This is a genomic window from uncultured Polaribacter sp. (assembly GCF_947497695.1).
Lineage (GTDB): Bacteria > Bacteroidota > Bacteroidia > Flavobacteriales > Flavobacteriaceae > Polaribacter.
Genome location: NZ_CANMHM010000001.1, coordinates 260,872 through 276,894, shown reverse-complemented (window position 1 = coordinate 276,894; position 16,023 = coordinate 260,872). Strand labels below are relative to the sequence as shown.

Here is a 16,023-nt window from a genome sequence, read left to right as displayed (position 1 = left end):
TAAAATAAACCTGTTTTTTAACAGTTTTAAACCTGTTTTAAAAAGAGGTTTTAACATGTATAATAACATGATTCAAAAGTAATACTAGGTATATCTTTGTCAAAAAAATAAGTATTAATACTTAGTTAATTAAAATTTAAAACGAATGAAACATCTCTTTAAAAAATCAACTTACATTTTACCAGCAGCAATGTTATTATTTGCTTGTGGAGGTAAAACAGCTAAAAAAGAAACGACTACTGTAGAAGCAAAAACATCTACAACAAAAACATTAGCTATTGAAAAGCCACAATTAACTTTTGGCTTTATTAAATTAACAGATATGGCTCCTTTGGCAATTGCTAAAGAAAAAGGATTCTTTGAAGATGAAGGTTTATTTGTTTCTGTAGAAGCACAATCTAATTGGAAAAATGTTTTAGATAGAGTAATTGATGGGCAGTTAGATGGATCACACATGTTAGCAGGTCAGCCAATTGCAGCAGGAGCAGGTTTTGGTAGACAAGCAAAATTGGTAACCGCTTTTTCTATGGATTTAAATGGAAATGCTATTACAGTTTCTAACGATGTTTGGTCTAAAATGAAACCAAATGTACCAGTAGGAGGAGATGGAAAACCTCTACATCCAATTAAAGCAGATGCTTTAAAACCTGTAATTACAGATTATAAAAATGCTGGTAAAGCGTTTAAAATGGGAATGGTTTTTCCGGTTTCAACTCATAACTATGAAATTAGATATTGGTTAGCTGCAGCAGGTATTCACCCAGGAATGTATACTGCAGAAAATGTACAAGGGCAGATTGATGCTGAGGTTTTGTTATCTGTAACACCACCACCACAAATGCCAGCAACTTTAGAGGCAGGGACTATTTATGGTTATTGTGTAGGAGAACCATGGAATCAGCAAGCTGTTTTTAAAGGAATTGGAGTGCCTGTAGTAACAAATTATGATATCTGGAAAAACAACCCAGAAAAAGTATTTGTAATGACAGAGAAATTTGTGAATGAAAACCCAAATACTGCAATAGCTGTTACAAAAGCATTAATAAGAGCAGGTAAATGGTTAGATGAACCATCAAATAGAAAAGAAGCTGTAGAGATATTATCAATGTCTCAATACGTGGGTGCTCCTGTAGAAGTACTAGCAAACTCAATGACAGGTACTTTTGAATTCGAAAAAGGAGATAAGCGTAATATGGAAGACTTTAATGTATTTTATAAGTACAATGCAACGTATCCTTTTTATTCTGATGGAATCTGGTTCTTAACCCAGATGAGAAGATGGGGTCAAATACCTGATGCTAAAACAGCAGATTGGTACAGTTCTACTATTAAAGATATTTACAGACCAGATATCTGGAAAAAAGCAGCAGATTTATTAGTTGAAGAAGGTAATATTCCAGCAACAGATATTCCAGCAACAGATGGTTACAAACCAGCAACTGCAGATTTTATTGATGGTACAACTTATGATGCTAAAGATCCAATAGGTTATATCAATAGTTTTAAAATAGGAAACAAAGACAAAAAATAATATTGTTTAAAAGATAGAGGTCTCCTGCAAGGTTTCCAAAACCTTGTAGGTATTTCTAATATCTTAAAGATGCATTTTAAATACCTACAAGAATCAAAAAAAATCTTGCAGGAAGTTTAATCATTAATAAAAATAATTATGAGTGCAAGTTTAACACTAAATAAAGTAACTAATTTTCTTGGATTAAGAATCTTTTCAACTTTAAAAGACCTGTTTACTGGAAAGCTAGAAAAGGAAGAGTTTAAAAACTTTTTACGCAAAACAATTGTGCCACTTGCTTCTATTTTACTATTTATTGGTTTATGGCATTTGGGGGCAAAATCTTTATACAATACAGAGGCAACATTTAAAATAGAAAAGGCGTTGCAAGATCAAGGTTTAGAAGCAGCAAATGCATTAGAGGCTTGTATTGCTTCTGGCGAATCTAGCTGTCAGCCAAACACATTGCCTTCTCCTTCTCAGGTTTGGGAATCTTTTCAATCTTTATTAAGAGATCACAATATTATTAGTGCAGACAAAGCTGCTTTTATAGAAAAAACAGCAGCAATGAATGAAAAAAGAATTGCAGCTGGTAAGGATGCTATTGTGTATACAGGTAGACCATCGTTTGTAGATCAAATATTTAAAAGTTTACAAACCGTTTTTGCAGGTTTTTTGCTTGCATTATTAATTGCAGTTCCTTTAGGTATTTTTATAGGATTGAGTCCTACTTTAAAAAGTGCATTCAACTGGTTTATTCAAATTTTTAAACCTGTATCTCCTGTAGTTTGGTATTTATTAGTTTTTATGATTGTAAAAACTTTACTCATTGGTTCTTCAGAAGACAGTTCTTTTACAATCTCTTTTATAAGTGTTGGTTTATGTTCTATGTGGGCAACTTTAGTAAACACTGCAATGGGAGTATCTTCTGTTGATAAAGATTATATAAATGTAGCAAAAGTTTTAAAATTAGGAACTTTTCAAAAGATTTTTAAAGTAGTGCTACCTTCTTCTTTACCTTTAATATTTACAGGGTTAAAAATCACATTATCAGTTGCTTGGATGGTTTTAATTGCCATTGAACTTTTGGCACAAAGTCCTGGTTTAGGGTTGTTTGTTTGGGAGGAATTCCAAAATGGTGCAAACGATTCGAATGCTAAAATTATTGTAGCGATGTTTGTGATTGGAATTATCGGTTTTTTATTAGACAGATTAATGTTGATGATACAAAATTGGGTATCTTTTGATAAACAAGACGCAATATAAATAGGTTTAACTGTTGATTTGTTTAATCGTGTAATTGTACACAAACAAAAAAACTACACAGTTTAACAATTACAAACTTACACAACAAAAATGGCATATTTAGAACTAAATAATATTTACAAAAGCTACAATCAAGCAGATGGAGAAACAGAAGTGTTGTCTAACATCAACTTAAAAATAGAGGAAGGAGAGTTTGTTGCTATTGTTGGTTTTACAGGAAGTGGAAAAACAACCTTAGTCAATTTAATAAATGGATTGATAAAACCTACAAGTGGTGAAGTTTTGTTTAAAGGTGTACCAGTAGATGGCACAAGTCATGAACGTGGTGTAATCTTTCAAAACTACTCATTATTACCTTGGCTAACAGTTGGGCAAAATGTTTTTATGGCAGTAAAAGAGGCTTTTCCTGATAAAAATAAAAAGGAGTTGCAAGAGATTGTTGCCAATTATGTTGAGATGGTAAGTTTAACCCCAGCAATAAATAAAAGGCCTAATGAATTATCTGGCGGAATGCGTCAAAGAGTTGCAGTGGCAAGAGCTTTGGCAATGAAACCAGAAATGATAATTATGGACGAACCTTTGGGTGCTTTAGATGCTTTAACCCGTGGAAATTTACAAGATGAAATCTTAAATATCTGGGGAAAAGACAAAAGAACTGCCCTTTTAATTACCAATGATGTTGATGAAGGTATTTATATGGCAGATAGAATTATTCCTTTAAGACCTGGACCCAATGCAACTTTAGGTCCTGAGTTTAAAATAGATTTAGAACGCCCGAGAGATAAAACGGAAATGAATGATAATCCTAATTTTAAGAAGACTAGAAACGAGATTATTGAATATTTAATGGATATTGGAAATGAACGTAAATCTGAAGCAAAAGAGCCATATATTTTGCCAGAGTTAGAACCGAAAGATTTTGTGAACCAGTTTAAATTTGGAAGATAATGAACACGATAACAAAAAGTGAAATCGTACAAAAAGATGCAAGAGATGGTATTTTTCCTGCAAGCGATGTAATGCTAGATTTAAAAGATTTAAAAAAAGTGTATCCAACACCTAAAGGTGATTATGTGGTTTTAGAAGACTTAAATCTTCAAATAAAAAAAGAGGAGTTTGTTACCATTATTGGTCATTCTGGTTGTGGTAAAACAACCATGCTTTCTATGATTGCAGGATTAAATCCTATTTCTGGAGGAAGTATTTCTGTACTTAGTAAACATATAAAAGGCCCAGGACCAGATAGAGGCGTTATTTTTCAATCGCCAAGTTTAATGCCTTGGATGACTTCTTTGCAAAATGTGCTGTTAGGTGTAAATCAGGTTTTTCCTGATGCCACAAAAAAGGAACGAGAAGATGTTGCAAAATACTATTTACAAAAAGTAGGTTTAGAAGACGCTTTTCATAAAAAAGCAAGTGAATTATCTCAAGGAATGCAACAAAGAGTTGGTATTGCAAGAGCATTTGCTATTAAACCAAAAGTTTTATTGCTAGATGAACCTTTTGGAATGTTAGATTCTTTAACAAGGGGAGAATTGCAAGATATCTTAATAGAAATCTGGAATAAAGAAAAAATTACAGCAGTAATGATTACTCACGATGTTGATGAAGCTATTTTTTTAGCAGACAGAGTAGTAATGATGACAAGTGGACCAAAAGCAAAAATTGGTGATGTTTTAGCTATTGATTTTGAAAGACCAAGAACACGAAAATCAGTTTTAGAACACGATGATTATTATGCTTACAGAAAGCATTTGATAGACTTTTTAGAACATTAATAAATAACAAATTTTTAAAATAAAAATCTTGTTTATGGAAACCTATTTTTCATAAATATAGGAGAATTACAATCAAAAATTAACTCAATTCAAATTAATAAAAACCAAAAAAATGAAAAAACAATACTTAATTTTAGGACTATTTTTAGCAAGTTTTCAATTTGCAAGTGCACAATTTACTTTAGAGGGAGAGTTTAGACCAAGAACAGAGTTATTTAACAACGGTTTTAATTACAAATATCAGCCAAAAGGAGGTAATACTTCTGGGCGTGAGGGAACAACTGCATTTATTGGTACTTCTGTAAGAGCAGCATTAAACTCAACATACACAACAGATTCATATAAATTGTATTTGGGTATTCAAGAAGTATTTAACTTTGGAGACAGACAACAAATTTCTGCTTCAGGTAATGCCAATTTTAGAGTACAAGAAGCCTGGGCTGAGATTAAATTAGCAGATACTTGGAGTTTTAAAATTGGTCGTCAGCCACTTTCTTATGATGATCAAAGAATTTTAGGTGGTTTAGCATGGGCTCAACAAGCAAGAACACATGATGTTGGTGTTTTTAAACATAAATCTAAAAGTGGTTTTGCCTTTGACGCTGGTTATTCTTTAAATACAAATGGAGATAATGTTTTTGGAAATTCAGCTTTATTTACATACAGAGAGTTAGCTTTTATTCACGCTAACAAAAAAATGGGTAAATTAAGTTTAAGTGGTCTGTTAATGAATACTACATTTCAAGATGATCAAACTTTAAACAATAATGCTGGAACTCCAACTGTTGCTGGTGATGACTTCAATTCTTGGGGTGAAACAAAATCTAACTTATTAACTGCTGGTATTCATGCAAAATTAAATTTAGGAACTTTAGGGTTGGCAGGTAATTTTTATATTCAGAGTGGAGATAGAATTGGAGAAACAGAAGTTAAAGGAGCTTCATTATTCAGCTTAGATGCAACTTATAAAGCTAATACTAAAATAATTTTATTAGCAGGTTTTGAATCTATTTCTGGAACAACTGATGATTCAGCAGCATTTTTTCCTTTATATGGAACAAATCATAAATTTAATGGTTTAATGGATCGTTTTTACGTTGAGAATCACGCTATTGGTAGTGGGTTGATTGACCTAAATATAGGAGCTAAATTTAAATTACCAAATGGATATAATTTAACTGCTAAGTTTCATAATTTTAAAGAAGAATCAAGAAATAAGAATTCTTTAGGGAATGAAATTGATTTAGTTGTTGCTAAAACTTTTAAAGGTTTTAAATTAGTTGCAGGTTATTCTCAGTTTTTTGAAAGTGATGATTTTCCAAATCCAGCAGGAAATCCAGTAGCCAATGATACTCAAAACTGGGCTTGGGCTATGTTAATTATTAAACCTAAGTTTTTAAGCGGTACTAAATAATAGAAGTTTAAATAGTAAAATACCTATTAATTAATATTTTAAATCCCTCGAAAGAGGGATTTTTTTTGGTATCATAATTAAGCGTTTATAATCTGTTTTAAAATCCTTAATTATTAGTAATTTTATCAAAAAAAAACATGACCTATAAAGCTGTAATTTTTGATTTGGATGGCACACTAGTAAATTCTATAAATGATATTGCTGATGCAATGAATGTTGTACTTAAAAAACGTAATTATCCTACTTATAATTATGCTACTTACAAAACTTTTGTTGGCAGTGGAGTTAGAAGCTTGGTTGTTAAAGCACTACCAGAAGCAAATCCTACTAAAGAAGAAGTAGCAGCATGTCTTTTAGATATGATGCAGGTTTATAGTGAATGCTGTACTCAAAAAACAAAACCTTATGATGGTGTTTTGGATTTATTATCAGCATTAAAAGAAAAAAATATTAAAATTGCTGTACTTTCTAATAAAGAGGATACTTTAACTAAAAAAATAAGCTCCTTTTTATTGCCAGAGTATATAAAGCCAGTTTTAGGATTAAAACAAGAAGAGGATAAAAAACCCAACCCAAAAGTTGCGTTGCAAATATGTGAAAGTTTACAAGTAAAACCAGAGGAAACCATTTTTGTAGGCGATACAGATGTAGATATTTTAGTGGCTAAAAATGCCAATATGCTTGCTGTTGGGGTTTCTTGGGGATTTAGAGACAAAGAAGAGTTGGTAAATGCTGGATCGGATTATATTCTAAATCATCCTTTAGATTTAATGAAGATTATGTAAAGTTTTAGCAAATTACAAATATTATTTGTTTTAAGGTTTTGGAGATATGGTTACTTTATTAGTAAAAATAGCAATATTCAACCTAATTTTATAAAGATATTAAGCTTCATAGTAAATCCTTGTAAATAGATAAGCTATTTTATTCATATTGATGTTTTTTAAGAAAGCTTTATTTTAATTATGATATTTTAAAAAGGTTATACTGTAATTAAACAAGTAAATGAAATAAACTATTTAGTAGAAAATTTGATACCATAAACTTAAATTACCAGTGATGTATTTATTATTCAGAATGGTTTTTGGTTTTTATATTGTTTTTTTAATTTATAAAAATTTTGTAAAACATTTAAAACAAGCAGATAAGGTTCATTTAAATAAATTATTAGAAGTTTAAGAAAAAAGTTATAACTTGAGGCGCTTTTTAAAGCGAAAAGAAAATTTAAGAGCTTCTTTGTTGTTTTAGCAAAAATATCGTAAGTTTTGCCAACTTTCAAGAAGTGAGCAGTTTTATCTATTAACAGATATTTTTTGAAAAATTTATCTATTAATTATCATTTTAAATGATTCGCAATAGATAAACAAACTACTATAAAAAATTTTAAAAATAAAATTAATGCTAACGAAGCATATTATCATACGTTTAAATACGGATTATAATTCATATTAACTAACCAAAAATTAATAAAATTATGGGAATTATCTCATTTGTAGGATTTACACTTTTAGTAGCTATTATTGCTTATTTATCAACTCGTAAAACAAATGAAAAATCATCTGATGGTTATTTTTTAGGAGGTAGAAGTTTAACAGGTCCTGTAATTGCTGGTTCTTTATTATTAACCAATTTATCTACAGAACAAATTGTAGGAATGAATGGTGTTTCATTTGCTGATGGTTTGCCAATTATTGCTTATGAAGTTCTTGCTGCAATTGCTATGGTTTTTACAGCTTTTATATTATTACCTAAATATCTAAAAGGCGGTATTGCAACCATACCTCAGTTTTTAGAAAATAGATATAACAAATCAACAAAGACTATTGTATCTCTATTATTTTTGTTAGGATATGCAATTTCAATGTTACCTACTGTATTATACTCTGGTGCATTGGCAATTAATACTATGTTTGATATTCCTGAAGCTTTAGGAATGGGACCAGAGCAAGCACTTTGGGTTACTGTTTGGGCAATTGGTATAATAGGTAGTGTTTATGCTATTTTTGGAGGGTTAAAAGCAGTAGCAGTATCAGATTCTATAAATGCTGTTGGTTTAATTGTTGGAGGATCTTTAATTCCGATTTTTGGGTTGATGTATATTGGAGATGGAAATGTATTTACAGGTTTAAATACTTTAACAACGGAACTTCCAGAAAAGTTCGATATTATTGGTGGACCAGAATCTAGCGTACCTTTTTGGACACTTTTTACAGGTATGATTATTGTAAATTTTTATTACTGGGGTACAAATCAGGCCATTATTCAAAGAGCATTGGGTGCTAAAAATTTAAAAGAAGGTCAAAAAGGACTTTTAATCGCCGCTTTTTTGAAGATCTTAGGACCTATTATTGTAGTATTACCAGGTATTATCGCTTTTTATATTTTTAATGGAGATATTGCAAATGCAGATGAAGCATATCCAATGTTGGTTAAAAAAGTATTGCCAGCAGCATTTATAGGCTTCTTTGCAGCAGTTCTTTTTGGGGCAATTTTAAGCTCATTTAACAGTGCTTTAAATAGTTCTGTTACCTTATTTGGATTAGATTTCTACAAGCAATACATCAATAAAGATGCATCTGAAGTTAAAATTGTTAAAGCAGGAAAAATATTTGGAATTTTATTAGCCTTATTTTCAATGGCAATAGCACCACTTTTATATGGGGTTCAAGGTGGTATTTTTACCTATTTACAAGAATTGAACGGTACACATAGTGTGCCAATTTTAGCAATTATAATTGTGGGTGTATTTTCAAAGAAAGTTACTGCAAAAGGTGCAAACTTGGCCATTTTATTTAGTGTAGTAACTTATTTAATTGCATTGTTTGTTGTGAGGCCTATTAGCATTGAAAATGGTACCTTTTTCCCACATTTTTTACATTTAATGGGTATGATATTTGTGCTAGCTTTGGTAATTATGTTTGCAGTAAGTGCAATTAAACCTAGAGAAACAGATTATGTACAAGAGTATACAAAACAAGTTGATATTACAAACTGGAAATATTTAAAACCTGTTGGGTTTATTGTTTGTGGATTGGTAGTTGCACTGTATATTTATTTTGCAAATTAAAGAATATATAATCTTATTTTTTACTGGTTTGCTTGTTACTTGTTAGTTTAATTGCTTGTGAAACTAAAAAACCAGCGATTCCTAAAGATTTATCGAAACAGCAATTAACAACAAACCAAGGAGGTTTTTTTACCCAAGAAGAATATAAAGATATAGTAAAATATGGTCAAGATCGTTTTGTAACAATTGTTCTAGAAAAGGAGAAAACGCTGTAGAAGCGTGTTAAAAAGAAGCAAAAATATTAAAGTCTCTAGCCAAAAGAGCTTATGTAGATATAAAATATGATTCTCTTTCTAGAATTGGTTTAGATTGGGTTGGTTTTATAGAAGTTGATAAAGTTTATGATTGGGTTTTAGAAACTTTTGAAAAGGGATTGAAAAAGAAAACATTATTGGTGTTGAAGCTCTACTTTAGATAGAGACTGTTGAAACGATGGACGATATTGAATATTTAGCCTTTACTAGAATTCTAGGAATTGTAGAAATAGAATAGAAGCCAACAATTTTAAGAAGTTGGGATAAATATAAAGTTCGTTTAGGAAAGCATAAAGATAGATTAGATGCTTTAGAAATCGACTTTTATCCTTCAAAATTAGTACCTTGGTTTCAAATATCCATAGAAAAACAGATACTATTTTAAAATAATAAATATAATCTATTAAGTTTTTAAAATTTAAAATCAGCTTTTCAAAATTTTCATTCACATTTATTCCCCCAAAAATGAATACTTTTAAAAAATATTTTTCACTTTTTCTACTTGTTTTTTCTTCAACAATCTTTTTTAGTCAAGGCAAAAATTCATATTACCATTCTAAAGTATTTACCAGTAGAATAGATACATTACAATATAGAATCATGATGCCTGATAATTTTGATGAAACAAAGCAATATCCTTTATTGTTATTTCTTCATGGAGCAGCTGAGAGAAGTAATGATAATAAGGCTCAGTTACTTCATGGAAGCAAATTTTTTGCATCTAAAAAAAACAGGCGTAATTTTCCTGCGATTGTTATTTTTCCTCAATGTCCAAAAGAATCTTATTGGGCAAATGTTTTAATAGATAGAACTTCCTATCCATTAAATATAGATTTTCCTACAAATTATGCACCAACAAAACCAATGAAATCAGTAATGATGTTAATGGATGATTTTGCTTCAAAACCCTTTGTAAATAAAAATCAAATATACGTTGCAGGAATGTCTATGGGAGGCATGGGAACTTTTGAAATTTTATATCGTAAACCAAAAATGTTTGCAGCAGCCATAGCTATTTGTGGAGCAGGTAACCCTAAAACAACTGTTTTTTATGCTAAAACAACACCACTTTGGGTTTTTCATGGAGCAAAAGACAATGTTGTAAATTTTCAATCATCAGTAGAAATGGTTGAAGGACTTAAAAAATATGGAGGAAAACCAATTTTTACATTGTATCCTAATCAGAGTCATAATAGTTGGGATGCTGCTTTTACAGAACCAAAACTATTACCTTGGTTGTTTTCAAATATTAAAAAATAAAGCATAAAAATACGATTAAGCTTTCTTATAATTAAAATGTTATTTTTAGTTACAATACAAATAGTAAGTTCTATAATTTTATTCAGTTTTACAAGCCAATATAATTTATTGTGAGTATTCAATTTTTAATAAAAATAGTCTAAAAAAAAGATATTTTTTTAAGCTAATTATGCAGTTTATAAAATTAATATGTAAATTTACATACTGGAACAGAACAGAATGAAAAAACCTAAATTTTCTTTCACTATCAAACATCAAAGTGATGTGCCAAAATATCAGCAATTGGTCAATGGAATTAATGATGCTATAGGGCAAAATCTATTACAAAAAGGTGATAGTATACCCTCTGTAAACCAAGTATGTAAAGTAAATAAGATATCTAGAGATACTATATTTAAAGCCTATTCAATTTTAAAAGAAAATGGTGTTATAGAATCTGTACCCAACAAGGGGTATTATATTGCAAATGAAACTAAAAGAGTTCTATTAATCTTAGATACCTTTAAGGCATATAAAGAAGTATTATATCATTCTTTTGTAAATAATTTACCCAATACTATTATTACAGATGTACAATTTCATCATTATAATATAGATAATTTTAAAACAATTTTAAATAACAGTAAAGGCAAGTACTATAAATATGTTGTAATGACTTTTGATCATAAAGATGTACCAAAGGTTTTAACCCATATTGATAACGAAAAGTTATTATTAATAGATTGGAGTATTCATTCTAACTCCTCAAATAATTATGTCTTTCAAAATTTTGGTAAAGCTTTTTTTGAAGCTTTAAAAGAAGCTTTAAATGTTTTTAAAAAATACAAAGAGTTAGTTTTTTTATATCCAACCTATACCTATCATTCTATAGAAACCATTAACTATTTTAAAGAGTATTGTAATAAGTATCAATTTAATTATAAAATAGTAACAAATCCCAATACATTTTCTGTAGAAAAAGAAATAGCTTATATAAGTACTAGCGATAGAATGTTGGGCATTTTTTTAGAGCAATGCAAAGATCAAAATTTAGAACCTGGTGTAGATGTTGGTTTTTTATCTTATAATGAAACACCTATGAAAAAATTTATTTACAAAGGAATTTCAGTAATTTCAACAGATTTTAAAGAATTAGGAACGAAAGCTGCTGAATTTGTAATTCAAGAAAAACCAATGCAATATTACGTTCCCACAAAATTAACATTAAGAGAATCATTATAATATGTACTATTTAGGATTAGACATCGGAAGTTCTTCCATAAAAGCAGCATTGGTAGAAATAGCAACAGGTAAAAGTTTAGGTGTTGTACAAGAACCCAAAGAAGAAATGAGCATGTATGCTCAAAAAAATGGATGGGCAGAACAAAAACCAAATGATTGGTGGCTGCATATTTGTAACGCTATTACAAATTTAAAAAAGGAATACAATGTAAGTAGAACCCAAATAAAAGGTATTGGTATTTCATATCAAATGCATGGTTTGGTGTTGGTTGATACAAAAGGAAATCCGTTACGTAAAAGTATTATTTGGTGCGATTCTAGAGCTGTAGAAACAGGTAACAAAGCGTTTACTGAAATTGGCGAAGAAAAATGTGCCACACAATTATTAAACTCACCAGCAAATTTTACTGCATCAAAATTAAAATGGGTCAAAGAAAATGAACCAGATATTTATAACCAGATTTATAAATTTATGTTACCTGGAGATTATATTGCTTATAAATTTTCAAACAAAATAAATACTACAATTTCAGGTTTATCAGAAGGTATTTTTTGGGATTTTAAAAACGATAGTGTTGCCAATTTTCTTTTAGAATATTATGGAGTTGATGCATCTTTAGTACCAGATATTGTAGAAACTTTTGGAATTCAGTCTGTTGTTGACAAAAACGGAGAAACAGAAAGTGGACTCGCAGCAGGAACTCCAATTTATTACAGAGCAGGAGATCAACCAAACAACGCACTTTCTTTAAACGTATTTAACCCAGGAGAAGTAGCAGCAACTGGTGGAACTTCTGGCGTTGTATATGCAGTAACAGACAGTTTATCTGCCAAAGAAAGTTCTAGAGTTAATAACTTTGCTCACGTAAATTATCAAAAAGGAGCTGCAGCAAGAATTGGTAAATTATTGTGTATCAATGGAGCTGGAATTCAATACAGATGGTTGCTAAATAACTTGGCAGTAAACTCTTATGAAGACATGAATAATTTAGCTTCAAAAATTCCTGTAGGTTCAGATGGTGTTTGCCTAATTCCCTTTGGAAATGGTGCAGAACGTATGTTAAATAACAAAGAAATTGGCACTAGAATTGTAAACATGAACCTCAATAATCATCATAAAGGACATATGTGTAGAGCAGCTCTAGAAGGCATTGCGTTCTCTTTTGTGTATGGAATGGAGATTCTAAAATCAGACGGAATTAAACCAAGTGTTATCAGAGCAGGAAACGATAATTTATTCCGTTCAGAAATTTTTGCAAACACAGTAGCTACTTTAATAGAGCAAGAAATTGAAATTTATAACACAACAGGAGCCATTGGTGCAGCAAGAGCAGCAAATTTACATAATGGAGATTTTAAAGCCTTTGGAAAAGCAATTATGGACAATGATCATGTAATGACATTTATGCCTTTCAAAGACAAAAAACCATATTTAGAAGCTTATAAAAATTGGAAAAAAGAATTAGAATTAATTTTAAATAAAAAGTAGCATCATAATTTGGGCGTTCCCTAAAAAGGTCGGGCTTTCACTACTCGCTTCACGCTAAAAAGCGTGAGAGCTCAAACAAACCGTTCAATCCCTAACGCAAACACAAATAGATAAAAAAACCAATTTATAAAATTACTCAATACAATAATTACACAATTAAACAATTACACAGTTCAACATCATAAAAAAACAAATAAACATTTAAATAACATAAAAATGGCAAATAAAGAATATTTTAAAGGAATCAATAAAATTCAATTTGAAGGAAAAGAATCAGACAACCCATTAGCATTTAAATACTACAACCCAAACCAAGTAGTTGCAGGAAAAACAATGAGTGAATGGTTTAAATTTTCAATAGCCTATTGGCATACATTCTGTGGTCAAGGAGGAGATCCTTTTGGACCAGGAACACAAAATTTTGGGTGGGATCAATCTTCAGATGCTATACAAGCAGCAAAAGACAAAGCAGATGCTGCTTTTGAATTTATCAACAAAATCGGTTTCGATTATTACTGTTTTCACGATTATGATTTAATACAAGAAGGAGCAACTTTTGCAGAATCAGAAAAAAGATTAGACACTATTACAGATTACTTAAAAGGGAAACAAGCAGAAAGTGGTGTAAAATTATTATGGGGTACAGCAAACTGTTTCTCTAACCCACGTTATATGAATGGTGCTTCTACAAACCCAGATTTTGATGTCGTTGCAAGAGCAGGAGGACAAGTAAAATTGGCTTTAGATGCAACCATAAAATTAGGCGGAGAAAATTACGTTTTTTGGGGTGGTAGAGAAGGTTATATGTCATTGTTAAACACAGATATGGGTCGTGAGTTAGATCACATGGCACAGTTTTTAACCATGGCAAGAGATTATGCAAGAGCTCAAGGTTTTAAAGGAACTTTCTTTATAGAGCCTAAACCAATGGAGCCAATGAAGCATCAATATGATTTTGATTCTGCTACTGCAATTGGTTTCTTAAAAGAATATGGTTTAGATAAAGATTTTAAAATGAATATCGAAGTAAACCATGCAACTTTAGCACAACACACCATGCAACATGAAATGGCAGTTGCAGCCAAAGCAGGTATGTTAGGTAGTATAGATGCCAACAGAGGAGATTACCAAAATGGATGGGATACAGATCAGTTTCCAAACAACATACAAGAAACTACAGAAGCAATGTTAGTATTTTTGCAAGCAGGAGGTTTACAAGGTGGAGGCGTTAATTTTGACGCAAAAATTAGAAGAAACTCAACAGATATGGAAGATGTTTTTCATGCACATATTGGAGGAGCAGACACCTTTGCAAGAGCATTAATTACAGCAGATAAAATTATGCAATCATCAGCTTACAACGCTTTAAGAGAAAAAAGATATTCTTCTTTTGATGCTGGAAAAGGAAAAGATTTTGAAGCTGGTAAATTAGAATTATCAGACTTGTATAAAATCGCACAAGAAAATGGCGAATTAAACTTGCAAAGTGGTAAGCAAGAATTGTTTGAGAATATTATCAATCAATATATCTAATATTTAGCCCCTTTAAGTTTTTAAACTTAAAGGGGCTTTTTTTAACTTATTATTAAATATTGAACTCTCTTTGTCTATTAAAAAGTAATTTTTTTTAGGACAGTTTTTATTTTATCAATTTTATTTTATTGAAGTTTTGCTCTTAATTTTTGTTCCCATTCCCAAGAAGAACTAATCATTTCATTTAAAGTTTTATTTGCAGACCAACCTAGCTTTTCTTTAGCTAAATCTGTTGCTGCATATAATTCTGGTACATCACCAGGTCTTCTTTCTGTAATTTCGTAGTTTAATTTAGAGTTGGTCACTTCTTCAAAAGAATTAATTACATCTAAAACAGAAAAACCTTTTCCTGTTCCTAAATTAAATATTTCAAAATTTTCTTCTTGTTTTTTATTTAAAATTCGTTCTACAGCCAAAACATGAGCTTTTGCTAAATCTACTACATGAATATAATCTCTAATTGGTGTGCCATCTTTTGTTGGGTAATCATTACCATAAACCATTAATTTTTCTCTTATACCAACTGCTGTTTGTGTTATATATGGCATTAAGTTATTTGGTATTCCACTTGGTAATTCTCCTATCAATCCAGATTCATGTGCACCAATAGGATTAAAATAACGCAAAGAAATTGCTGTAAAGTTTTCTGTAGCTTTTGTGAAATCATCTAAAATTTCTTCTGCTATTTTTTTAGTATTTCCATAAGGAGAAAAAGGTCTTTGTGTTTCATTCTTTTCTGTAATTGGTAATTTATTAGGTGTACCATAAACTGTAGCTGAAGAAGAGAATATAAAACCATTTATTCCGTTTTCTAATTGTGCAGACAAGGTGTTTAATAGAGCGTATAAGTTATTTTTGTAATACATTATAGGCTTGTTAACAGATTCTCCAACAGCTTTATAAGCAGCAAAATTAATAACTGCTAATGCATCTTTATGTTCTTTAAAAACAGCATTTACTTTTGCTTCCTCTTTTAAATCGATATTGATAAAAATTGGTTTTACACCAGTAATTTTTTCTATTCTGCCAATCGTTTCTATTGAAGAGTTAGATAAATCATCTAAAATTACAACTTCATAATTGTTCTCAATTAATTCTACTACTGTATGTGAACCTATATAGCCACAACCACCTGTTACTATTACTTTATGTTTCATAAACTATAATTAAGTTACAAATTTAAGAAAAATATATTAAAAAACATACCAGTACCTACTAGTTGTTTTTAGAT

Annotated in this window: 13 protein-coding genes; 12 read left to right on the top strand and 1 reads right to left on the bottom strand. The window is 30.3% G+C overall.

Features of this window, described 5'->3' with window-relative positions; translation table 11 throughout:
* The first annotated feature begins 145 nt into the window (after positions 1-145).
* From Q0731_RS01225 to xylA, 12 genes are all read left to right on the top strand, one after another.
* Positions 146-1,531, top strand: coding sequence for a CmpA/NrtA family ABC transporter substrate-binding protein (locus Q0731_RS01225; RefSeq protein ID WP_299058883.1), 1,386 nt, complete (start codon positions 146-148; stop codon positions 1,529-1,531).
* A 138-nt stretch (positions 1,532-1,669) separates the two neighbouring features.
* Positions 1,670-2,776, top strand: coding sequence for an ABC transporter permease (locus Q0731_RS01220; RefSeq protein WP_299058881.1), 1,107 nt, complete (start codon positions 1,670-1,672; stop codon positions 2,774-2,776).
* A gap of 90 nt (positions 2,777-2,866) precedes the next feature.
* Positions 2,867-3,724, top strand: a complete 858-nt coding sequence (locus tag Q0731_RS01215) for an ABC transporter ATP-binding protein (protein ID WP_299058879.1) — start codon at positions 2,867-2,869, stop codon at positions 3,722-3,724.
* A complete protein-coding gene (locus tag Q0731_RS01210) occupies positions 3,724-4,554 on the top strand; it encodes an ABC transporter ATP-binding protein (RefSeq protein ID WP_299058877.1) in 831 nt (276 codons plus the stop codon). The genes Q0731_RS01215 and Q0731_RS01210 overlap by 1 nt, the downstream gene beginning before the upstream one ends.
* Before the next feature lie 112 nt (positions 4,555-4,666).
* Entirely contained in the window at positions 4,667-5,968 is a 1,302-nt protein-coding gene (locus Q0731_RS01205) for a hypothetical protein (RefSeq protein WP_299058875.1), read from the top strand.
* 137 nt (positions 5,969-6,105) lie between these two features.
* Complete coding sequence (locus tag Q0731_RS01200; protein ID WP_299058873.1) at positions 6,106-6,753, top strand: HAD family hydrolase; 648 nt, start codon at positions 6,106-6,108, stop codon at positions 6,751-6,753.
* A 689-nt stretch (positions 6,754-7,442) separates the two neighbouring features.
* Positions 7,443-9,035, top strand: a complete 1,593-nt coding sequence (locus Q0731_RS01195) for a solute:sodium symporter family transporter (RefSeq protein WP_299058871.1) — start codon at positions 7,443-7,445, stop codon at positions 9,033-9,035.
* Positions 9,036-9,067: 32 nt separating this feature from the next.
* The gene (locus Q0731_RS01190) at positions 9,068-9,250 is read left to right on the top strand and encodes a family 20 glycosylhydrolase (RefSeq protein WP_299058869.1); all 183 of its coding nucleotides are present in this window, start codon (positions 9,068-9,070) and stop codon (positions 9,248-9,250) included.
* 504 nt (positions 9,251-9,754) lie between these two features.
* Entirely contained in the window at positions 9,755-10,549 is a 795-nt protein-coding gene (locus Q0731_RS01185) for a prolyl oligopeptidase family serine peptidase (RefSeq protein WP_299058866.1), read from the top strand.
* Between the two features lie 219 nt (positions 10,550-10,768).
* Positions 10,769-11,770 (top strand): GntR family transcriptional regulator, encoded by a 1,002-nt coding sequence (locus Q0731_RS01180; protein WP_299058863.1) that lies wholly within the window; start codon positions 10,769-10,771, stop codon positions 11,768-11,770.
* Position 11,771: 1 nt separating this feature from the next.
* Entirely contained in the window at positions 11,772-13,259 is a 1,488-nt protein-coding gene (locus Q0731_RS01175) for an FGGY family carbohydrate kinase (protein ID WP_299058861.1), read from the top strand.
* 216 nt (positions 13,260-13,475) lie between these two features.
* Positions 13,476-14,792: a xylose isomerase gene (xylA, locus tag Q0731_RS01170; protein ID WP_299058859.1), complete on the top strand. Its 1,317-nt coding sequence runs from the start codon at positions 13,476-13,478 to the stop codon at positions 14,790-14,792.
* A gap of 125 nt (positions 14,793-14,917) precedes the next feature.
* On the opposite strand, the gene galE is transcribed toward xylA, so the two are convergent.
* Positions 14,918-15,949 carry a UDP-glucose 4-epimerase GalE gene (gene galE / locus Q0731_RS01165; RefSeq protein ID WP_299058857.1) on the bottom strand — a complete coding sequence of 344 codons (1,032 nt, stop codon included), beginning with the start codon at positions 15,947-15,949 and terminating at the stop codon, positions 14,918-14,920.
* Between the last annotated feature and the right edge of the window lie 74 nt (positions 15,950-16,023).